General features: G+C 71.3%; 17 protein-coding genes. 6 read left to right on the top strand and 11 right to left on the bottom strand.

Annotated elements, in window-relative coordinates; all coding sequences use genetic code 11:
- Positions 1–52: 52 nt before the first annotated feature.
- The 8 genes from AABA78_RS09315 to ureA all read right to left on the bottom strand — a co-directional run bounded on the left by AABA78_RS09315 (position 53) and on the right by ureA (position 10,265).
- A complete protein-coding gene (locus AABA78_RS09315; RefSeq protein WP_171419214.1) occupies positions 53–421 on the bottom strand; it encodes a VOC family protein in 369 nt (122 codons plus the stop codon).
- 31 nt (positions 422–452) lie between these two features.
- On the bottom strand, positions 453–1,226 hold the full coding sequence (locus AABA78_RS09310; RefSeq protein WP_338262628.1) for an AraC family transcriptional regulator: 774 nt from the start codon (positions 1,224–1,226) through the stop codon (positions 453–455).
- A complete protein-coding gene (locus AABA78_RS09305) occupies positions 1,226–3,766 on the bottom strand; it encodes an ATP-binding protein (RefSeq protein WP_338262627.1) in 2,541 nt (846 codons plus the stop codon). The genes AABA78_RS09310 and AABA78_RS09305 overlap by 1 nt, the downstream gene beginning before the upstream one ends.
- 11 nt (positions 3,767–3,777) lie before the next feature.
- Positions 3,778–6,258 carry an ATP-binding protein gene (locus AABA78_RS09300; protein WP_338262626.1) on the bottom strand — a complete coding sequence of 827 codons (2,481 nt, stop codon included), beginning with the start codon at positions 6,256–6,258 and terminating at the stop codon, positions 3,778–3,780.
- Between the two features lie 72 nt (positions 6,259–6,330).
- On the bottom strand, positions 6,331–7,047 hold the full coding sequence (gene ureG, locus AABA78_RS09295; RefSeq protein ID WP_171420868.1) for an urease accessory protein UreG: 717 nt from the start codon (positions 7,045–7,047) through the stop codon (positions 6,331–6,333).
- Positions 7,048–7,072: 25 nt separating this feature from the next.
- Positions 7,073–7,735: an urease accessory protein UreF gene (locus AABA78_RS09290; RefSeq protein ID WP_338262625.1), complete on the bottom strand. Its 663-nt coding sequence runs from the start codon at positions 7,733–7,735 to the stop codon at positions 7,073–7,075.
- Positions 7,736–7,749: 14 nt separating this feature from the next.
- Entirely contained in the window at positions 7,750–9,465 is a 1,716-nt protein-coding gene (ureC, locus tag AABA78_RS09285; protein ID WP_338262624.1) for an urease subunit alpha, read from the bottom strand.
- Entirely contained in the window at positions 9,462–10,265 is an 804-nt protein-coding gene (gene ureA, locus AABA78_RS09280; RefSeq protein WP_338262623.1) for an urease subunit gamma, read from the bottom strand. Before ureA ends, ureC begins: the two co-directional genes overlap by 4 nt.
- Before the next feature lie 126 nt (positions 10,266–10,391).
- Between ureA and AABA78_RS09275 the strand changes: the two genes are divergently transcribed.
- Positions 10,392–11,600: a hypothetical protein gene (locus AABA78_RS09275; RefSeq protein ID WP_338262622.1), complete on the top strand. Its 1,209-nt coding sequence runs from the start codon at positions 10,392–10,394 to the stop codon at positions 11,598–11,600.
- Here AABA78_RS09275 and AABA78_RS09270 read toward each other — a convergent pair whose 3' ends face one another.
- The gene (locus AABA78_RS09270; RefSeq protein ID WP_338263577.1) at positions 11,601–12,416 is read right to left on the bottom strand and encodes an urease accessory protein UreD; all 816 of its coding nucleotides are present in this window, start codon (positions 12,414–12,416) and stop codon (positions 11,601–11,603) included. It lies immediately after the preceding gene.
- A 237-nt stretch (positions 12,417–12,653) separates the two neighbouring features.
- On the opposite strand from AABA78_RS09270, the gene AABA78_RS09265 reads away from it, so the two are divergent.
- Positions 12,654–14,003, top strand: coding sequence for a hypothetical protein (locus AABA78_RS09265; protein WP_338262621.1), 1,350 nt, complete (start codon positions 12,654–12,656; stop codon positions 14,001–14,003).
- Positions 14,004–14,870: 867 nt separating this feature from the next.
- On the opposite strand, the gene AABA78_RS09260 is transcribed toward AABA78_RS09265, so the two are convergent.
- Positions 14,871–15,074, bottom strand: coding sequence for a YtxH domain-containing protein (locus tag AABA78_RS09260; RefSeq protein ID WP_120526557.1), 204 nt, complete (start codon positions 15,072–15,074; stop codon positions 14,871–14,873).
- Between the two features lie 225 nt (positions 15,075–15,299).
- Here AABA78_RS09260 and AABA78_RS09255 point away from each other — a divergent pair, with 225 nt between their 5' ends.
- The 3 genes from AABA78_RS09255 (at position 15,300) to AABA78_RS09245 (ending at position 18,533) form a co-directional block, all read left to right on the top strand.
- Positions 15,300–16,856, top strand: a complete 1,557-nt coding sequence (locus AABA78_RS09255) for an alpha/beta hydrolase-fold protein (protein WP_338262620.1) — start codon at positions 15,300–15,302, stop codon at positions 16,854–16,856.
- Positions 16,853–17,185: a hypothetical protein gene (locus AABA78_RS09250; protein ID WP_338262619.1), complete on the top strand. Its 333-nt coding sequence runs from the start codon at positions 16,853–16,855 to the stop codon at positions 17,183–17,185. Before AABA78_RS09255 ends, AABA78_RS09250 begins: the two co-directional genes overlap by 4 nt.
- 88 nt (positions 17,186–17,273) lie before the next feature.
- Positions 17,274–18,533 carry a hypothetical protein gene (locus AABA78_RS09245; protein ID WP_338262618.1) on the top strand — a complete coding sequence of 420 codons (1,260 nt, stop codon included), beginning with the start codon at positions 17,274–17,276 and terminating at the stop codon, positions 18,531–18,533.
- Here the strand turns inward: AABA78_RS09245 and AABA78_RS09240 are convergent.
- Positions 18,476–19,666, bottom strand: coding sequence for an alpha/beta fold hydrolase (locus AABA78_RS09240; RefSeq protein WP_338262617.1), 1,191 nt, complete (start codon positions 19,664–19,666; stop codon positions 18,476–18,478). The two genes, AABA78_RS09245 and AABA78_RS09240, sit on opposite strands and share 58 nt — an antisense overlap.
- A 403-nt stretch (positions 19,667–20,069) precedes the next feature.
- Between AABA78_RS09240 and AABA78_RS09235 the strand changes: the two genes are divergently transcribed.
- Positions 20,070–21,296: a GntR family transcriptional regulator gene (locus tag AABA78_RS09235; RefSeq protein ID WP_338263576.1), complete on the top strand. Its 1,227-nt coding sequence runs from the start codon at positions 20,070–20,072 to the stop codon at positions 21,294–21,296.
- The last annotated feature ends 45 nt before the right edge of the window (positions 21,297–21,341 follow it).

Below are 21,341 nucleotides of genomic sequence, written 5' to 3'. Positions count from 1 at the left end.
CAAGCAGGCAGCCGAACCCAACTCCCCGCCCGGGCTCCTGGCCTTCAGCGCTTCAGGAGGGCTCGGTCCACACGGCGAGCTCGTTGCCGGTGGGGTCGGTGAAGTGGAAGCGCTTGCCTCCGGGGAAGGAGAACGTGTCCTTCACGATGCGCCCTCCGGCTTCGCGCACCTTCGCCAGCGTCGCGTCCAGGTCCTTCGAATAGAGCACCAGCAACGCGCCCCCCTTCGACACCTCGCGCTCCTTGTCGAAGCCTCCGTTCAGCCTCCCGTCCATGAAGCTCGTGTAGTCCGGGCCGTAGTCCTCGAACCTCCAGCCGAACACGGCGCCGTAGAAGCGCTTCGCCTCCGCGATGTCCTTCACGGGAAGCTCGATGTAGTCGATGCGGTGGTGCTGCTCGGCCTGCTGCGGTGCGGTGGACATGGTTGCCTCCTCAAGTGGGAACACCCCCACCTTACGCACCCGCCTCCTCCGGGGATTGGACGAATCCGACCTCCGCCTGCTCGCGCACGTACGCCCCCGGCGTCAGCCCCGTCAGCGCCCGGAATTCCCGCACCTGGTGCGCCTGGTCGTAGTACCCCGCCGCCAACGCCCACTCCGCCCCCTGCAGCCCCCGCGACAGCTCCACCGCGTGCTGCAACCTCGCGATGCGGCACAGCACCTTCGGCGACAGACCCACCCCCGCGTGGAACCGCCGCTCCACCTGCCGCGCCCCCACCCCCATGACCTCTTCCAGCGACCGCACCGGCACCTGCCCCCTCGCTCCCAGGATGAGGTCCACCGCGTGCCGCACCCCCGCGTCCCCCTCCCGCCCGGGCAGCCGGTCCAGCAACAGCCGCTCCAGCAGGGCGAAGCGCGCCGCCATCCCCGCCGCCTCGCCCAGCCGCTCCCGCCACTCGCGCGCCTCGCGGGGCCAGAGGTCTGCCAGCGCCACCGTCGCGTCCGTCAATTCCAGGAGCGGCAGCCGCAGGAAGGGCTGCGCGCCCCCGGGCCGGAAGCGCACCGCGACGAAGGACGCGCGCGCCGACAACGGCACCACCTCCGCCGCCCGCATCGCCCCCACCACGCGCAGCCCCACCCCGTCCGTCAGGTCCACCAGGATGTCCAGACACCCGTCCGGCAACACCCGGTGCACCCCCATAGGCGCCACGCCCGACAGCTCCAGCGCCCAGTAGCACTGGACGTACGGCGCCAGGGCGGCGCACGGCCTGGCCTCCACGTAGCGCATCAGGCCGCGTCCGCGACGGCCGCGCGAGGCAGCCACACCGTGAAGCAGGTGCCCTTCCCCGGCCCGTCACTCTTCGCGCCGATGCGGCCGCCGTGGCGCTCCACGATTTCGCGACAGATGGCCAGGCCCAATCCCAGTCCTCCGGCGTAGTGCTCCGTCGCGTTGCGCGCGCGGAAGAAGGGCGTGAAGAGCTGCGGCACGCTCTCCTCCGGAATCCCGATGCCCCGGTCCTCCACGTCCAGCCGCACCTGCCCGTCCTCCTCACGCAACCGCACCACCACCGGCGTCCCCGGCGGTGAATAGCGCAGGGCGTTCTCCACCAGGTTCGTGAGCAGTTGATCCAACCGCTGCTCGTCCCACCGGCCCACCAGCGCCCCGGCCGGGACCTCCAAGGACAACAAGCCCTGTCGCTCCGGCCGCGTGGACTGGATGCGCTCCACCACCTCGCGCGCCAGCCCCACCAGGTCCATGGGGGCCACCGTCAGCGCGAAGCGCCCGGACTGCAGCCGCGACACGTCCAGCATGTCGCCAATCAGCCGCGTCAGCCGGTCCACCTGCCGGTTCAGCCGGGCAATGGTCTCCCGCTGCCGCTCCGGGTTCATCCCCTGCCCGGACCCGAGCTGACGGATGAGCAGGTCCAGCGTGGCCTTCAGCGGCGTCAGCGGCGTGCGCAGCTCGTGGCTCGCCATGGACAGGAACTGGTCCCGGATGGCGATGGCCTCCCGCAGCTCCTTCTGCGTGCGGTCGATGCGCGCCGCCATGTCGTTGAAGCCCGACGCCAGCTGCGCGACCTCGTCGTCGCCCTCGGCCCGCACCCGCTGCTCCCGCGCGGGCGTGCCCAGCGCGGCGAAGCCGTCCCGCAGCGTCTCCAGCCGCTGTGCCACGTCCCGCCCCACCCACTGCGACAGCAGCAGCGCGATGGCGCCCGCGAGCACCGCGATGGCCACCACCCACGCACCCATGCGCGTCACCGGCGCGAACGCCTCGCGCAGCCGCGCCGTCACCACCACCGTCCACGGCGTGCCCTCCACCCGCGCGTGCGCCACCAGCAGGCGGCGCCCCGTTTCATCGAACACCTCCAGCATCCCCTGCGGCGCCGCCAGCGCGTCCTCTCCCAGCAGCTCCAGCAGGGGCGTGCGGGTGAGCACGTCGCCGCGGTCCGTCTCGCGCAGCAGCGTCCCGTCGCGCCGGTCGAACAGCTCCACGTGGTAGCTGCGCGAGGCGAGCGTCGGCTGCAATCCCAGCCGCTGCAACGACAGCCCGCCCACGAGGACGACCCGCGCGCCGTTCCCCGCGTCCACCGGCACCGTGAAGACGACGAAGGGCAGGTTCGCGCGGGTGAGGAAGGGCCGCGACAGGAGCACCTCGTCGCCGCCCTTCAGCGCGTCCTGGAAGTAGTCCCGCTGCGCGAAGTTGCCGGTGATGCGGTTGAGCCGCACGGAGGGCACCAGCGTCTCCCCGGCGGCGTCCAGCAGCCACGCCGCGTCGAAGAGCGCGACCTCGCTCTCCAGCAGCTCCACCGTCTCCCGCATGCGCTGGCGGTCCCCGGCGCGCACCGCGGCGACAAAGCCCGAGTCCCGACTCTGCGCGCGCAGCAGCGAGCGCGCCAGCGTGGCCGTCTGCTCCAGCCACGCCGTCTCCGCGGCCACCGCCTGCCGCGCCTTGCCGCGCAGCTCCTCCTCCAGGGCCCGCTGCGCCAGGTACGACGTCACCGCGCCCACGCACAGGATGGGCAGCACCGACGCCAGCGCCATGCCTCGGAACAGCCGCCAGCGCACCCCGGCCGGCACCGGCACCCGGCGCAGCCCCAGCAACACCACGCACGCCAGGGACAGCACGCCGTACACGCCCATCCCCATCCACGAGGCGTGCGCCGCCAGCACGCCCATCATGTAGAGGAAGGCGGCGCTCAGCCCGCCCAGGGCCACCCGGGCCGCCCCGGGCCTCCGGCGCCACAGCCCCACCGTCAGCAGGGCCCCCGCCACCAGGAAGACCGCCCCCAGCGGACGGATCCCGCTCCCGTCCCCCTGAAAGGAGAAGCGAAGGAAGCCGTGGGGCATCAGGAGCATCAGCGTCCCGAAGCACAGCGACACGCTGGAGATGAGCACCGTCAGCAGCCCGCGCCCCTGGAAGCGGGCCATGCGCTCCAGCAGGAGCGTGGTCACGAGCAGCGGGTAGAGGAGGGCCCCCGTCCGGCTGAGGGACACGATGCTGGCGGACCACCAGTAGAACGCCACCGCGCCCAGGAAGAGCGCGCGCCCCGCCCACCCCACGATGCCGGGCCAGGCGGGGTACAGCATCGAGGCGAGCATCAGCGCCGAGCCCACCAGGAACAGGCTGCCGAGCGGGCGGACGTACGGGTAGATGAGCTGGAAGACGGCGGCCCCGAACTCGTAGGGGACGAAGACCATCATGGTGCCCACGACGAGCCCGAAGGCCGCCGCGAACCACTCCACCCGTGCGCGCTCCAGGATGCCCACGGGGGCAGCGTACACAACCCGGTGGGACCACGCGGCCAGGTTGTCGCTCCCCTGCGCCACGCCGTCGCCTCTCAGGCTGCTTCCGCGACGGCCGACCGGGGCAGCTTCACCGTGAAGCACGTCCCCTGGCCCGGCCCGTCACTCTTCGCGCCGATGCGGCCGCCGTGGCGCTCCACGATTTCGCGGCAGATGGCCAGGCCCAATCCCAGCCCTCCGGCGTAGTGCTCCGTCGCGTTGCGCGCGCGGAAGAAGGGCGTGAAGAGCTGAGGCACGCTCTCCTCCGGAATCCCGATGCCCCGGTCCTCCACCTCCACCCGCACCCCGTCCGCATCCTCACGCACCCGCACCACCACCGGCGTCCCCGGAGGTGAGTAGCGCAGGGCGTTCTCCACCAGGTTCGTGAGCAGTTGATCCAACCGCTGCTCGTCCCACCAGCCCACCAGCGACTCCGTGGGGAACTCCAGCGTCAGCTGCTCCGCGCGCTCCGGCCGCGTGACCTGGATGCGCTCCACCACCTCGCGCGCGAGCGCCACCACGTCCATGGGGGCCACGGTCAGCGTGAAGCGCCCGGACTGCAGCCGCGACACGTCCAGCATGTCGCCAATCAACCGCGTCAGCCGGTCCACCTGCCGGTTCAGCCGGGCAATGGTCTCCCGCTGCCGCTCCGGGTTCGTTCCCTGGCCAGAGCCGAGCTGACGGATGAGCAGGTCCAGCGTGGCCTTCAGCGGCGTCAGCGGCGTGCGCAGCTCATGGCTCGCCATGGACAGGAACTGGTCCCGGATGGCGATGGCCTCCCGCAGCTCCTTCTGCGTGCGGTCGATGCGCGCCGCCATGTCGTTGAAGCCCAGGGCGAGCTGGGCAATCTCATCATCCCCCCGGGCCTGCACGCGCTGCTCCGCCGACGGCGTGCCCAGCACGGCGAAGCCGTCCCGCAGCGTCTCCAGCCGCTGCGCCACGTCCCGCCCCACCCACTGCGACAGCAGCAGCGCGATGGCGCCCGCGAGCACCGCGATGGCCACCACCCACCCGCCCATGCGCGTCACCGGCGCGAACGCCTCGCCCAGCCGCGCTGTCACCACCACCGTCCATGGCGTGCCCTTCACCCGCGCGTGCGCCACCACCATCCGGCGCCCCGTGTCGTCGAACACCTCCACCAGCCCCTCCGGCCGCGCCAGCGCGCCCGGCTTGACCCGGTCCAGCACCGGCGCCCGGGAGAGCACGGCCCCGCGCTCCGTCTCACGCAGGAGGCTGCCATCGCGGTGGTCGAAGATCTCCACGTTGTAGCCGGGGGAGGCGAGCGTCGGCTGCAACCCCAGCCGCCGCAGGGACAGCCCGCCCACCAGGAAGGCGCGCCGGCCCGCGCCCCGGTCCATGGGCACGGTGAAGACGATGTACGGCTCGCCGGAACGGGTGACGAAGGGCCGCGACAGCCGCACCTCGGCGCCGCCCTCCACCGCGTCCTGGAAGCAGGCGCGGTGCGCGAAGTCGCCGTCGGCCCGGTCCAGCCGCGCGGAGGGCATCAGCGTGTCGCCGGCCTCATCCAGCAGCCAGGCCGCGTCGAACAGCCCGGACTGGCCCTCCAGCAGCGCCATCCGCTCCCGGATGCCCTCGCGGTTCCCCTCGCGCACCAGGGCGACGAAGCCCGGCCCCCGGCTGTACACGCGCAACAGCGAGCTCGCCATGGCGGCCGTCTGCTCCAGCCAAGCCGCCTCCGCGGCCACCGCCTGCTGCGCCTTGCCGTGCAGCTCCGCCTCCAGCGCCTTCTGCGCCAGGTACGACGCCACCGCGCCCACGCCCACGATGGGCAGCACCGACGCCAGCGCCATGCCTCTAAACAGCCGCCAGCGCACCCCCACCAGCGACGGCCACCGGCGCACACCCGCCAGCAGCGCGCACGTCAGGGTCAGCACGGCATACGCGCCCAACCCCGACCACGAGCGCCACGACGCCACCCCGACCGTCATGTTCAGGAACAGGAGGGCCAGGCCCCCCAGGGCCAGGCGGCACTGGAGCGGCTTGCGGCGCCACAGCGCCACGACGAGCAGCAGCCCCAGCAGGACGAAGAGCCCCCCCACCCACCGCCCATAGGGCCCCATCGCCGCCAGGCCGAAGCGCACGAAGTCCTGGGGCGCCCAGATCATCAGCGCCCCGAAGCCCAGCGCCACGCTGGACAGGAACACCAGCAGCAGGCCCTGGCCCCGGCGCAGGGTGAGCCGCTCCGTGACGAACAGGGCCATCAGGAGCAGGTAGAGGACGGTGCCCGTGAGGCCCACGGACAGGACGCAGACCCTCCACCAGTAGACCGCCAGCGCCGCCAGCATGAACGCGCGTCCCACCCGGCCCACGAAGGCGGGCCACGCCGGGTACATGAGCGCGACGAGCATCATCCCCGCGCCGACGAGGAACCCGCTCCCCAGCAGCCGGATGTGCGGATAGATGAATTGAAAGAGGACGGAGCCGAACTCATAGGGCACGAACACCATCGAGGTGCCCACGACAAGGCCGACCGCCGCCGCGACCCACTCCACACGTGCGCGCTCCAGGAGTTCCACGGCGGGCACCCTGACACAACCCGCCCGCACATGCCGGACGGGGGTCAGCGGAAAGGGTTGTTCGTCCGGTGGCTATCGTCGCCGCCAGGCATCCAGCAGGTGGCCCACCACCGCATCCACACCGACATCCCGCGTAACCTGCGTGAAGACGAAGGGCCCCTCGCCGCGCATCTTCCGGGCGTCGCGCTCCATCACGCCCAGGTCCGCCCCCACGTGCGGTGCGAGGTCCGTCTTGTTGATGATCAAAAGGTCCGACTGCGTGATTCCCGGCCCGCCCTTGCGGGGCACCTTGTCCCCGCCGGCCACGTCGATGACGTAGACCGTGTAGTCCGCGAGTTCGCGGCTGTACTGCGCGGCCAGGTTGTCGCCGCCGCTCTCCACGATGAGCAGCTCCGGGTGCAGCTCCTCCATCAACTGCTCCAGCGCGAGCAGGTTGTGGCTGATGTCCTCGCGGATGGCCGCGTGGGGGCAGCCGCCGGTCTCCACCGCCTTGATGCGCTCCGGGGACAGGGCCTGGTTGCGCACCAGGAACTCCGCGTCCTCCTTGGTGAAGATGTCGTTGGTCACGACGCCCAGGCGGTACTGGTCGCGCAGCTTCTTGCACAGCGCCAGCACCAGCGCCGTCTTGCCGCTGCCCACCGGCCCGCCGATGCCAATGGTGAAGGCGCGCTGCGAATAGTCGCGCCGGTGCGGCTTGTCGCGCGCGTCGAAGTGGCCCGGGTGGTCCCAGTCCTCGTGCGTGTGTTCGTGCCCGTCCTGCCCATGGCCGCGGTGGTCGTCGTCGTGCATGTCGCGATTCCTTTCGTGTCTGCCTTCAGGACTGGAACAGCCGGGAGTACAGCCGGTCATGCGTCGCGCCCACCAGGTCCCAGAGCGGCGCGGGCTGGGCCAGGTCCTCCACGCCCAATGACGTGCATTGCTCCAGGACGGCATCCAGCAGCGGCGTGGCCGCGTGCTGCACCTGGTGGGACTCATGCGTGCCGATGACGCCCATGCGCACGCCCGCGGACAGCGCGCCTCGCAGGGTGAGCGACAGGAAGAGGCGCTGCGCGTCCTCCCGCTCCACGTCCAGCGCGCGCAGCACCGCGCCGAACACGGGCGCGTGGTGGAACTTCACGCCGGCCGCGCGGGCCGCCTCGCGCACCGGACCCACGGCCTCCGGGAAGATGCGCGCGCAGGTGTCCAGGAAGGCCCGCCCCTGCGTGCGGCTGGCCCGGTTCGCGACGTGGTTGGTGAGGAACGCGTCCGCTCTCGCGTCCAGCGCGGGCAGGGAGCCGGGCTCGCGCCACGCCGCGCCCAGCAGCGGCAGGCCGCCCAGGCCCGCCTGCCACACCAGCGCCTCCACGAAGCGGCGCACGTCGCCCGGGCCGCGCACCTCGCCGGCCTGCACCGCGGCCTCCAATCCGCCCGAGTGCGCGAAGCCCCCGGTGGGAAAGCCCGAGTCCGCCAGCTGCAACACCCTCCAGCCGGAAGCCATGGCGCGCGCCCCTTTCAGAACAGCGAGTAGCGCTGCGCCAGCGGCAGCCAGGCGGCGGGCTCGCAGCGCAGCAGCGCTCCGTCCGCGCGGACCTCGTAGGTCTCCGGGTCCACCGTGATGACGGGCAGCGCGTCGTTGAGGCGCATGTCCTTCTTGCCCAGGTCGCGGCAGTTCACCACCGCGGACAGCCGCTTGGTGAGCCCCAGCCCCTGCACGGTGCCTTCTCGCAGCGCGCGCCCGGACACGAAGGCGACGCTCGTGGAGCCCCGCGCCCGGCCGCGCGCGCCGAACATGGGGCGCATCATGAAGGGCTGCGGCGTGGGGATGGACGCGTTCGCGTCGCCCATCTGCCCCCACGCGATGAGGCCGCCCTTGAGCACCAGCTCCGGCCTGGCGCCGAAGAAGGCGGGCCGCCACAGCACCAGGTCCGCCAGCTTCCCCACCTCCACGGAGCCCACCTCGTGGGACAGCCCGTGGGCGATGGCCGGGTTGATGGTGTACTTCGCCACGTAGCGGCGGATGCGCAGGTTGTCGTTGTCGCCCTGCTCGCCGGGGAGCCGGCCGCGCTGCTCGCGCATCTTGTGCGCCGTCTGCCACGTGCGGGTGATGACCTCGCCCACGCGGCCCATGGCCTGGCTGTCGGAGGCCATCATGCTGATGGCGCCCAGGTCGTGGAGGATGTCCTCCGCTGCAATCGTCTCCCCGCGGATGCGGCTCTCCGCGAAGGCCACGTCCTCCGGAATCTCGCGGTCCAGGTGGTGACACACCATGAGCATGTCCAGGTGCTCGTCCAGCGTGTTCACCGTGTACGGCCGCGTGGGGTTGGTGGAGCTGGGCAGCACGTTGGGCGCGCCGCACACGCGGATGATGTCCGGCGCGTGGCCGCCGCCCGCGCCCTCCGAGTGGTACGTGTGGATGGTGCGCCCCTTGAACGCGGCCAGCGAGTCATCCACGTAGCCGGACTCGTTCAGCGTGTCCGTGTGGATGGTGACCTGCACGTCCTCCGCGTCCGCCAGCGTGAGGCACGTGTCGATGGCGGCGGGCGTGGTGCCCCAGTCCTCGTGCAGCTTGAGCCCGATGGCGCCCGCGCGGACCTGGTCCAACAGGCCGTCCGGCAGGGACGTGTTGCCCTTGCCGGTGAGGCCGATGTTCAGGGGCAGCGTGTCCGTGGCCTCCAGCATGCGCGCCAGGTTCCACGCGCCCGGCGTGCAGGTGGTGGCGTTGGTGCCGGTGGCGGGGCCGGTGCCGCCGCCCACCCAGGTGGTGATGCCGCTGGCGATGGCCTCGTCCGCCTGCTGCGGGCTGATGAAGTGGATGTGCGTGTCCAGGCCGCCCGCGGTGAGGATGAGCCCTTCACCGGCGATGACCTCCGTGGTGACACCCACCACCATGCCCGGCGTGACGCCCGCCATGACGTCCGGGTTGCCCGCCTTGCCGATGGCCGAGATGCGCCCCGCCTTGATGCCCACGTCCGCCTTGAAGATGCCCGTCCAGTCCACCACGAGCGCGTTGGTGATGACGCAGTCGAGCGCGTCCGCGTCGCCCGCGCCCGCGCGCTGGCCCATGCCTTCGCGCAGCACCTTGCCGCCGCCGAACTTGCACTCGTCGCCGTAGACGGTGGCGTCGCGCTCCACCTGGAGCCACAGGCCGGTGTCGCCCAGCCGCACCCGGTCTCCCGTGGTGGGGCCGAACATGTCCGCGTAGTGGCGTCTGTCCATGGTGCGGCTCATGAGCGGCCCTCCTCTTCCTTCTCGTCGTTCCCATCGGCCTCGGACTGGTGACCGAAGCCCTGCGCGCGCACGGCCTGGAGCAGCCGCTCGCGGCCCGCGTCGGACACCTTGCCGCTGCCCAGCGCGTTGCCGCCGCGCACCACCTGCTCGCCCGCGATGGGGACCAGCGACACGGTCTTCACCTCGCCCGGCTCGAAGCGCACCGCCGTGCCCGCGGGGATGTCCAGCCGGTGGCCGTAGGCGCGGCCCCGGTCGAACACCAGCGCGCGGTTCACCTCCGCGAACGCGTAGTGGCTGCCCACCTGCACGGGCCGGTCGCCGGTGTGCGTGACGCGCAGGGTGATGGCCTCACGGCCCGCGTTGAGCTCCAGCGCGCCGTCCGCCGCGCGCACGTGGCCGGGGGGACCTTCCGGCGACGCGGCGGGCACGGTGAAGCGCTCCAGCGGCGGCACCGGCAGGAAGCTGCCGTAGAGGGCCAGCGACAGGTCCCCGTGCTCCGCCACCACCGGGTGGTGCACCGTCACGAGCTTGGTGCCGTCCGGGAAGGTGCCCTCCACCTGCACCTCCGCCAGCATCTCCGGCACGCCGTCCATCACCTGCGCGCGGCCCAGGAACCGGCGCCCCAGGTCCATCAACTCCGCCACGCTCCGGCCGTCACGGATGTACTCCAGCAACTGGGTGGCGATGAGCGCCACCGCCTCCGGGTAGTTGAGGCGCAGGCCTCGCGCCAGCCGCTTCTGGGCGACGACGCCCGCCTGGTGCAGGAGCAGCTTGTCCACGTCACGGGGGGACAGATGCATGGGGTCCGACTCCCTGGGCTCTTCGGGGTGCGGGATGCGACGGCCGGCCAGACCCTAGCGCGACGCGTCAGCCTGGGCCAGGATGGGAGGACGTCCAGTGTTGTCCTCCCCCTCCTGGAGTCCCCCATGAAGAGCTTCAAGGCCGGCTTCCCCAAGACGCCGAAGGCCCCTCCCGCCCCGCCGAAGGTGACGAACACGGTGGCGCAGGGGACGACCTCCACGAAGCCCCCGGCGCAGGTGACGACGCCCGCGAACACGCCCGCCGTGTCCCGGCCGGGCACGCCGGACAAGACGCCGCAGGGGGACGGGTTCAAGCCATCCGGAAGTCCCCAGGCCTCCTCGTCGTCGCGCCCGAACATCGACGCGCACTCGCTCCAGGGGCCGCAGTTGCAGTCGCCCCACCTCTCCGAGACGGAAATCGCCGACCTGGCCATGGGCCGCACGCCGGGCAAGGGCAAGGCCCCCGCGGTGCGCCCGGAAATCCAGCAGGTGGTCCAGGAGATGAAGCAGGAGGTCCCGGGCTCGGAGGTGCTGCGCTACACGGACCAGGGCGGCCACCCGATGCTGAAGAGGCCGGGCCTGCCCGCGGGCACGGACGCGGGCGTGTGCAGCGCGATGACCTCCGAGTGGATCCGCACCGGCAAGGAGGCCGGCGGGGATCCGCTGAAGGGCTCGCAGTCCTTCGGAAAGCTCACGGACAACCACTTCGGCAAGCTCATCGACAAGCAGCACGCCGAGCACCTGCAGGGCGACGCCCTCTCGAAGCTGAACGGCGCGGTCCTGGCCGACGCCGAGAAGCTCCAGGACGACGTGAAGCAACTCCAGGGCAAGAGCGCGCAGCGCAAGCAGATCAACGAGTTGCTCACGAACCCGGGCCTCACGACGGAGCAGCGTCAGGGCCTGGAGGCGCAGCGTGGCCAGCTGACCCGGGAGCTCAAGGAGGGGATGGCGAAGCTCCACCAGGACAAGGACGACATCGCCCAGAAGCAGGAGGCCATCGGCCACCTGGTGGACGACTTCCGCACGGGCCGTGGCGGCGGTCACCCGGGCGTGAAGGTGCAGGACTTCGAGCCCATCGACGGGAGCACCTTCGCGCAGAAGCTGTTCGACGGCACGAAGGAGAACGGCCACTACCGCATCGGCCTGCGCAAGGGCGGCGAGGCCGCGGAAGGGCACGTGCTGGGCCTGCACAAGACGGACGGCCCCAACCGCCTGCTGGACGCGAACACCGCCGAGTGGAAGACGGACAACCACAAGGACGCGGTGAACCTGACGGCCGAGCACATCGACCGGCTGTATTCGAACTACAGCGCGTTCGACATCACCCGCTATTAGTCACACCCGCCGGGCCCACGGGTCGTCCCCCAGCAGGCCCGGCAGGAACGACAGCCAGTCGCGCGTGGTGCCGAGCAGCGTCTCCAGCGACACGGCCGCCACGCGCAACAGCAGGCCGTCCTCGCCCAGGGGGCTGGCGGAGACCACCTCCCGGGCGCGGGGCTTCACCGGAAGGCCCGCCACGCGCGCGGCCAGGGCTTCCCGCGCGGAGGCCAGCGCGGACCCCACCAGCAGCACCGACGCCAGCGCGTCGAAGCGGCCCAGCCGCTCCGGCAGCGCGCCGTGCGCGGGGTCCAGCACCCACCGCTCATCCACCAGCGCGCGGCCCTCCCGCGCGACGCGCAGGCGCGAGGCGTAGTGCAGGAACGCCCAGCGCTCGCCCCGCGCGCTGCGCCCCGCCGTCACCACGTCCGCGAGCACCAGCGACGCGCCCGGCGCCAGCGTCACGTCCAATGTCTGTGAATAGCGGGCGCCGGCGAAGCAGACGGTGGGGTCCGGCACCCACGCCAGCAGCGCGTCCCGCCCCACGCGCGCCTGGAGGTCGCTGCGGCAGCCATTGGGCGAACGGTAGACGCGGTTGGCCCCCTGCGTGGCCAGCAGCGCGGAGGCGCCGTCCGCCACGTCCACCTCCAGCCGCAGGTGGTCCCCGTCCACCAGGCCGCCGCCGAAGGAGGAGGTATAGGCCCACGCCGCGTGGCCGTGGTTGCGCGGTGTGAGCAGCCGCAGGGGGCTGTGCGCCAGCGCGGTGCGCACCACGGTGCGGGGGCCGGAGCGCTCGAACGCGAGCCGCGCGACGCCCGCGCGGGCGGCCTGCATGCCCGGGCCGGAAAGGGCGGGAATCACCCGCCCGTTCTAGCATGGCGACGACGCACCGGGACCGCCCGAAGCCGTGGGCCCGCGCCGGCCCGGGTAGCGTTTCGCGTTACAAAAACAGCGTCGGGCGCGCCTCCCCGCGGGTGCCCATGAATGGCACGCAACCTGCTCTTGGGCGGCCCGCCAATCCTGACAGCCCGTGTCAGCAATGGCGGAACCTTCTTCCCAAGGGACTGCACCATGCCCCGTCGTTCCCCCCTCGCCCCGTCCTGGCTTCGCGCCCTGACCCTCTCCTCGTTCGCCATGGGCGGCCTGCTGGTGGCCGCGCCCGCCCACGCCGACGAATCGGAGGAGGCCCCCGCCACCATCGTCGACGTGTCCATGCAGGACGGCGAGCTGACCGCGCGCATCCGCTGGGCCGCGGAGTCCTCGTCGCTGCCCGGGGAGGTGGAGGTCCTGTCCTATGACGGCACGGACAAGCCCACCGCGAGCGAGCGCCTCTCGCCGAAGGCCGGCGAGGAGACAGAGGTGAAGCTCACCGGCGCCGTGCAGGAGCCGTGGGAGACGGGCTGGGCGCAGAAGCTGGTGCTGCGAAGCGACAAGGGCGAGGAGCTGGCCAGCCAGCCCTATGACGTCAGCCTCGCCTGCGAGGACGAGAAGACCTGTCAGCTGACGGCCGCCCCGGGCATCTCCGCCAGCCGCGAGGTCCTGCACGTGAGTGACGCCCTGCAGAAGACCCTCACCACCCTGGAGAAGGAACTGGGGGAGAAGGAGTTCGACCTGGTGCACGAGGTGGCCCGGCGCGAGCCCGCGCTGTACGGCGAGGTCCTCGGCTACGCCCAGGGCCTGGTCCGGTACGGCCCCGCCACGGGCTGCCGGTGCTCCTGGGAGGCCTCCCATGCGCGCAGCAACACGCAGGGGACGGGCCTGGGCGCGGCGCACGAACTGTACGCGCGCCCCCTGAGCAGGACCCGCCCCTCGAACGCGCGCCTGTCCGCGCAGGGCAGCAGCCGGGTCACCCTGAACCTGCGCTGCCAGTCGCTGGGCTCCATCCTCCAGCAGCACATCGGCATCCGGCAGCCGGGGGGGCTGGTGAAGTCCGTGCTCATGCCCCAGCCCGTCTACAGCACCTGCGCGGGGACGTGCAGCGGCCGGTTCAGGCACTTCGGCCGCATCACCGGCATCGTTGGCGCGTACAGCCCCACGCCCTTCCCCCCGCCCACCATCCTCAACGCCACGGCCAAGGAGCAGAGCAAGTACCACCTGGGCAACAGCCTGAGCCCGCTGCTGAACGAGACCCGCTTCGCGCACCCTGACAGCCACTTCGACGTGTCGGCCACCGTCAGCAACTCGGGCAGCGGCTCCGGCTACGTCCAGACGTCCGGCGAGGCCTTCTATGCCTACAACGGCAACATCGACTTCTGGCAGCCCCAGGCTCGCGCGCGGGGTGGCTACGCCATCGCCGTCGAGGGCGTCGCGGTGTGCCCTGGCGGAGGCCTGAACCCCGTGGGCCGCGCGTGGGACAGCGCCACCGGCATGGGCAACCAGACCGTCCTGACCCAGAGCATCAACGCCTTCTTCGGCCTGTAGCCCTCCGCGCTACACCCGGCGGGGTTCGCGTAACGCGGAGGGATACAATCCCAATGCAAGAAAAGACTTCGCGAAAATAGTTTGAATCCAAGCATTCCCTCCGAAGCCAGCGACAATCGCAGACACGCCGCAATCCCAGGTACGGGGCCTGCCCTGACGGGAAACCGCCCTCCGACCTCAAGCGTCGGGGGGCGGCCCCCTTCCGCGTAAGGGATTGCCACATGCCCCCTCACTCCTCGCAAGGCCTGCCGGGCCTCGTTCCGTCCTGGCTTCGCTCGCTGGCCGTCTCCTCCTTCGCGCTCGGAGGCCTGCTGCTGTCCGCGCCGGCCCACGAGGACCTGCCCGCGTCCTCGAAGCGCGTCTCCCATGACGGCAAGGACACCGTCGGACCCTCAGCGGCTCCAACCCGCTGTGGCCGCGGCTCAACTGCTCGCGGTGGATCCGCTACGACGGGTGGGATGGCCTCGTGCACCGCCCGGGAGGGCTGTTCCCCGCGCCTCGCCCGCTTCGACCACCTGGGCCGCGTCAGCGCGCGCACGTCCATCAGCAACACCGCCAGCGCGCAGGAACAGGCCACCTGGCGTGTGAACAGCGGCGCGCCGCTCATCGCCAGAGCGCCACGCAGAACGGCGCCGATGACCGGCAGCTCACGTCCACCGTCGGATTACGGCACCACGCAGGGCGGCAGCCAGCCGCTCCGCCTGTACCTGAGCATCTGGAGCTTCCTGGACCGAGCCCGCGAACGACAACACCCCGGAGGCCGGCACCGCGAAGGGTTCCGGCGTCCGGGGTGCGTGTGTCAGGGCGACCCGACCCGCCTCCGGAAGACGACACCGGACCCACGGGCCTTCACCCCTCCGCGAGAGACTACTTGTCCGTCGCGTCCTCGACCTTGTCGCCGGCCTTCTCCATGGCGTCGCCCGTGGCGTCGGCGGCGTCCTCGGCCTTGTCCTTGGCCTTGTCGCCGGTCTCCTCCATGTCGTCCTTGGCGGCCTCGCGGGTGTTGCGGTGACAGCCCGTGCCCACGGACAGGGCGCCCAGCGTCAAGGCCAGCAGGGTCAGCTTCTTCATGCGGTACGACTCCTTCGCTTGAGGGGGGTGGCGGTATGTGTCCCGCCCTCCCCGGTGCGCGGCGCAAGGTAGGCACTGTCCATCATCTGCCAAGTGCCTGCCTCCGGGGATGGTCCACACCGGACGTCCGGGTTGTCCGGGCCCGCCTGAAGGTGTCGGGGCGCGCTGCTAGGGTGCGCCTTCACGAGGGGGCCTGTCTTCGCGCCCCCGGAGGCCCATCCATCCATGGCGTTGTCGTCCTTCCGGCCCTCGCGGCCCACCCTGTTGCTTGTCCTGGCGCTGACGGCCCTCTGGGGTTGCAGGTCCGACGACCCGAAGCCCGTCGAACAGCTGTTCTCCGACGTGCAGTTCGACCTCACCGTGCCGCCGGAGACGCCGGCCAACGCGGAGCTCTTCCTCACCGGCCCCAGCGCCACGTTCAGCGGCACGGACGGGCGGGGCCTGGAGCTCGTCTATCAGGGGGGCCGGGTGTTCAGCCTGAAGGCCCGGCTGCCCAAGGACACCGCCTTCACCTATGCCGTGCGGATGACCGCGCCCACGGCCCAGGTGGCGCTGGACGCGCAGGGGGCGCCGGAAGCCGAGCGCACCGTCACCGTCCATGAGAACGAGGAGAATGTCGCCCTCACGGTGGAGCGCTTCGGCGCGGAGGGGGGGCAGACAGGCGCGAGGACCGTGTTCATCGTCCAGGTGCCGGACATCACGCCGGTGGAAGCCAAGGTGTGGCTGTCCGGAAACCAGCCGGAACTGGGGAACTGGAATGGCGCGGAGGTGGAGCTCTACAAGGCCGTGGACAACGCCTACGCCGGCGCCGTCACCTTCGCCCTGGGTACGGGACTGGAGTTCAAGGTGACGCGCGGCTCGTGGGAGACGGTGGAGAAGAGCGACACGGGCGCGGAGGTGGCCAACCACACCTTCACCACCGGCGGCGGCTTCGAGCGCGTGCCCGTGGTGGTCAAGGGCTGGGCGGACCTCACCACGCCCCCGCCGCCTCCGCCGCTCACCGGCGACGTGCGCTACCTGCGCAACGTCGTGCCCGCGGACCCCACGCTCAAGCCGCGCGACGTCATCATCTGGCTGCCGCCCGGCTACGAGGCGGACACCGCGCGCCGCTACCCGGTGCTCTACATGCACGACGGCCAGAACCTGATGGACGTGAGCACCGCGTTCGCCGGGGAGTGGAACGTGGATGAGACGGCGCAGGCGCTGGTGGAGTCCGGCCAGGTGGAGCCGCTCATCATCGTAGGCGTCTACAACACCAGCGACCGCATCGCGGAGTACACGCCCGTGCCCTTCCCGCCGGAGTACCCGGACGCGGGCCGCGCGGACGTGTACGGCCAGTTTCTCATCCAGGAGCTGAAGCCGCGCATCGACGCGGAGTTCCGCACGAAGCCGGAGGCGGAGTTCACCGGGCTCGCGGGCTCGTCGCTGGGCGGGCTGGTGTCCATGTCGCTGGGGCTCAAGCACCCGGACGTCTTCAGCCGCCTGGGCGTGGTGTCGCCGTCGGTGTGGTGGGCGGACCGGGAACTCCTCTCGGAGGTGAACGCCCTGAGCACGAAGCCCGCGCTGCGCATCTGGGAGGACATCGGCACCAACGAGGGCTCCGGCAGCCAGGCGGAGACGGTGTCGGATGCCGAGGCGCTGCGCGACGCGCTGGTGACCAAGGGCTGGGTGCTGGGCAGCGACCTCAAGTACACGGTGGTGGAGGGAGGCCAGCACAACGAGGCGTCGTGGAGCGCGCGCTTCGGCGACATCCTGCGCTTCCTGTATCCCGTCAAGCAGTGACGAAGCCGCCGCCCCCCACTACCCCGGATGGGCGCTACCTGGTGGTGGATGGGCGGCTGTGGCGCCGTTCCAACCCGGCGCTCGGGCCCCGGCAGCGGGCGCTGCTGGTGGCCGCGCTGATGCGAGCCCGCGCCGACGTGGGCCGGGCGAAGCGCGCGCGGGACGTGGCAGCGGAACACCGCGCCCGTCAGCGCGTGCACCGTGCCAAGGTGGGCCTGGGGGAACGGGGCCCGCCGTGGTGGACGGACGGGACGCCGGACCTCAACCGGCGCCTCGTGCGCAACACCCCCTACGCCACCTGGTTCCAGGGCCTGCCTCCGGCCCCGTGAACCGGTTGTGACTTGAACGCCTACCTCCGGGTGTGAAACACGCCTCCCGTCTCAAAGCTGCATTCCCTCAAAGACAAGGAAGTGTTTCATGCGTCACGCCTGGACTCGGCTGTGGTGGCTGGTGCCGTCGTTGCTCATTGCGGCGTGTGGTCCGTCGCAGGAGCCGGTGGCGTCCGCGGAGGCTCCCGCGGAGGTCGGTGCGAGCACGCGGCCGGTGCTGTACCCGCCGCCCGCGCCCCCGAGCGGCAACATCGTGGACAGCACGGCGTTCCTGGGCCCGGTGGGGCTGAACGACGCGGTGCAGACGCGGTTCACGACGAACCCGCAGTACCTGTCCTTCAGCTTCACCGTGGCCGCGGGCGCGCAGGTGAGCCTGGAGGTGACGCACCTGGGCAGCAGCATGTACCTGGACACGGGCCTGTTCATCTACGGCCCGAAGAACGCCAATGGCAGCTATGGCACCACGGTGCTCGCGCAGGACGACGACGCGGGCTACGGCCAGCTGTCCAAGGTGGCCAGCCTGACGCTGGCCCAGGGCGGCGAATACCTGGCGGTGGTGAGCACCGGCACGGGCGCAGGCAAGCAGTTCCGCCTGGCGCTGGGCTGTCTCAACAGTGCCTGCGCGCAGGATGACCTGTTCACCGCGTGCGACCTGGACGTGGCCACGCGCATCGAGGTGTGTGACGAGAGCGTGGTGGAGACGCAGCAGGTGACACCGGCGCAGGCGCTGCCCCAGTGCACGGACGCGCAGGACGCGCACAACGCCTGGCTGGCGGAGTGCGCGGTGCCCTCCGGCCAGAAGGCCTGGTGCGCCAACGGCGAGGCCGCCTTCACGTCGCGCATGTGGCCGGTGTGCAAGGACTTCTACCAGCGCTACTACGGCGCGGGCCCGCTGCCCCTCGCGGCGCTGGAGGACAACGACGCCATCAACGAGGCCCGGGCCACGGGCCACACGTGGTGCAAGACGGGCGAGAACTTCTGCGACGAGTTCCTCTGGACGTTCAACGTGCCTTCCATCGCGGGCACGCAGGCCACGCAGCTGGACTGGGTGGTGGAGGGCGCCTTCGCCGCGCTGCCGGAGCTGTCCACCGACCCACGCGTGCAGTTCACGCGATATCCGAACCTGACGTACGCGGACTTCGCGAGCCGCATCGCGTGGGCCTTCCCGGACCTGGGCCAGGTGCTGCCGCAGGAGCTGGGCAACGGCACGGAGGTGCCGCAGGTGGCGCACTTCTACGACGACCCGCTGGTGGCCGCGGGCGCGCACGACTTCCACAACCTCTACATCGTCTACTTCCCCGTGTCGCACCGCACGGCAGTGTTCTGGCTCATCCAGCACGAGTACTGAGCCTGAGCCGGGCCGCGCGCCGCCAGCGGCAGCACGTCCTGCACCAGGTGGAGGAGCACGCGTCCGGGCTCCTCCACCATCATCATGTGGGCGGAGTGCTCGAACCAGACGAGCTGCCTGCCCGGCGCACGCACCCGCTGGAGCCAGTCCGCCGCGACCTGCGAGGGCGTCGTCGTATCGTGCCGCCCCGCGAACAGGATGATCGGGCAGCCGAAGTCCGTGACCCGCAGGAAGTCGAACCGCGCCATGTCCGGCAGCAGGCGCGGCAACGACAGCTGGGAGCCCAGGTCCATCGCCGCCACGTCTTGAGCGGTGTAGTCGGGGGAGAGTTCGGCCAGGTTGAGGTAGTGGAGGATGCCGTCGCGGCCATGCACCAGGCCTCCGAACGCGTTGGACCACTTGCGCTCGATGCCGATCTTCTGGAGGGGCAGCGACCCGTCCGCTTCCGGATAGGGCGCGAGCGCCTTCAACTCCTGGAGGGCTTCCGTGTGGTGGGCGGCCTCCGCCGCGGCGAGCGTGAGGGCATAGCTGACGCGCTCGTTCTCCTGGCCGCTGATGACCTGCCCCATCCCCACGTAGGCGAACAGCAGCTCGGGATGGCGGTGGGCCAGGCCCAGTCCAACGAGGCTCCCCCAGGAGTGTCCCAGGACGAAGACCTTGTCCTTGCCATAGCGGCTTCGCAGGTACTGGACGACCTCGGCGGCGTCCTCGGTGATGCGGTCGAGCGACAACGTGGAGGCGATGCGGGCAGGGTCGTTCGCGGTGTACGTCTTGCCGCTGCCGCGCTGGTCCCACTGCACCACGGTGAAGAAATCCTCCCAGCCGCCCTGGAAGGCCCAGCTCGTCGGCAGCTCCGGGGAGGCCGGTCCCCCGTGGATCATCAGCAGGATGGGATTGTCCCGGTCACGCCCCCGGACGGATATCCACTGCTCGGTCCCGCCCACCGGAATCTTGAGCAGCTCCTCCACCCCATCCCGCGTCACGATCTTCCGCGCGTCCGCGATGATGGCCCGCGCGTCCACGGCCGGCACGGGCGGAGTGGAAGCACACGCCACCCCCAACATGAGGCCGCAGACCGCGAGGCATCGCGCGAGCACGGCGAGGCAGAGGCGCAAGGGCGAAGTGGGCGACATGCCCGGCGACCCTTCATGAGACGCAGCGGGCAACTGGGAACGCATCGGCTTGATGGGAGGTCTCCTGGGTCAGCGCGGGCGCACCGCGTCAGCCGGTCATCTCCGTAGACCGCCAGAAGCGCGTTCACAAACCCTGCGCCGCCGAAACCCTCCGCGAGCACACACCAGGCGGGACGCTGCGCCGTGTCGTGACGGTATGCCCGAACGACCGCCAGGACAGGTCACGGACGGAGGCGCCCTGCCGGGAGCGAAGTCCACCAACTGGTCCGACTGTCGGACCAGTTCGCGCCGCCTGCCGTCCGAGGCCGCGCTGTCCCGGCAGGCGACGTGAACGGTGGGCCGCGCGTCCATGTCAGACCCCTCTGGTTGGATGGGCGAAGCATTGGCGAGAAGGGTGGCGGGAATGGTGCGGGTGGGGCTCGTGGCGTACGTGGAAGAGCAGCTCGAGCAGGACATTGCGCTGGGGCGACTGCCGAGGAGCGGGGTGCTGGCCTCGGAGCGGATGATGGCGCGCCGCTATGGGGTGAGCCGGGGCACCGTGCGCGAGGCCTTGCGGCGGCTGGCGGCACGGGGCCTGCTGGTGCAGCACCCCGGGCGCCAGGCGCGCGCGGTGGCGCTGGACGAGTCCTTGACGCTGGAGAACCTGGGCCTGGCGCTACATGACGAGCGCTCCCAGGAGTGTCGGTGGCTCCTGGAGGGCTTCTTCAGCCTCAAGCGGCAGGTGCTGGTGGAACTGCTCTCCGACTGCTGTGCGAATGCCTCCGTCATGGGCCTGGGGCCGCTCGAAGAAACCCTCTTCCAGCTCCGGGACGCGGCGCGCTGGCACCCCGGGGAGCGCTGTGCGCAGCTGGAGTTCGAGTTGCTGCGGCTGGCGGCCCAGGCGGCTGCCCGTCCCGGGCACCTGCTCCTCATCCAATCGCTGCAACGGGCCTTCAGGGGCATCGCGGCCCGGCTGCTGCCCTTCATGGGCGGTGAGTCGCTGCGCGAATGGGCCATCTGCGCGAAGGACGCCCTGCAAGAGCGCGACTTGCAGGCACTCCAGCATCAGCTGCCGGCGCTGCTGAAGGCCTGTGATGAGCGGATGCTCGACCAATTCACCCCCGCGCCTCAGAAGCATGCGTCCCCCGAGGCGCCGCACGTTCAGGAGTGCGGCCGCAGCGCCCCCTCGTCGGACCCTGCGCCCGAAGCACTGCACTGCCTTGAGACGGGTAGTTCCGACGTCCTCGCGTCAGTCCTCACCGGGCAGGACGATGCGATGGAGACATCCCCTTGCGTTGATGCGCATGAACCCGGCGCATCCGGGCCAGCCGCCGAGGCCACCGACGACACCGCGGCGCTCACGGGGGAACTCCGCTCCCATGCAGAGGTTCTCCCCTGGGGCCGCGACAGCGGGACGCCATTGTCTTCAGCCGCCCCGGGGCCTGCTCCCTGCGAGCACGGTGAGAAGTGCATCCGAGAGGACATGACGGACGCGGCTCCGGACAACCTGCCCGAGCCTCCATCCACCGACTCGGGAGGACACACTCACGTGGTGCTCAAAGAGGGTGATTTGCCTCATGCTCCCTCCACCACGGGGGCGACGGATTGCACGCCTTCATCGCCTCCTCCGGGAGATCCACGGCTTCGGTAGCGGCGACAGTCCCTCGCGTCCAGTGCCGGACTTGTGAACGAACCT

The organism is Corallococcus caeni, from assembly GCF_036245865.1.
Classification (GTDB): domain Bacteria; phylum Myxococcota; class Myxococcia; order Myxococcales; family Myxococcaceae; genus Corallococcus; species Corallococcus caeni.
This window is presented reverse-complemented; position numbering and strand designations above follow the sequence as displayed.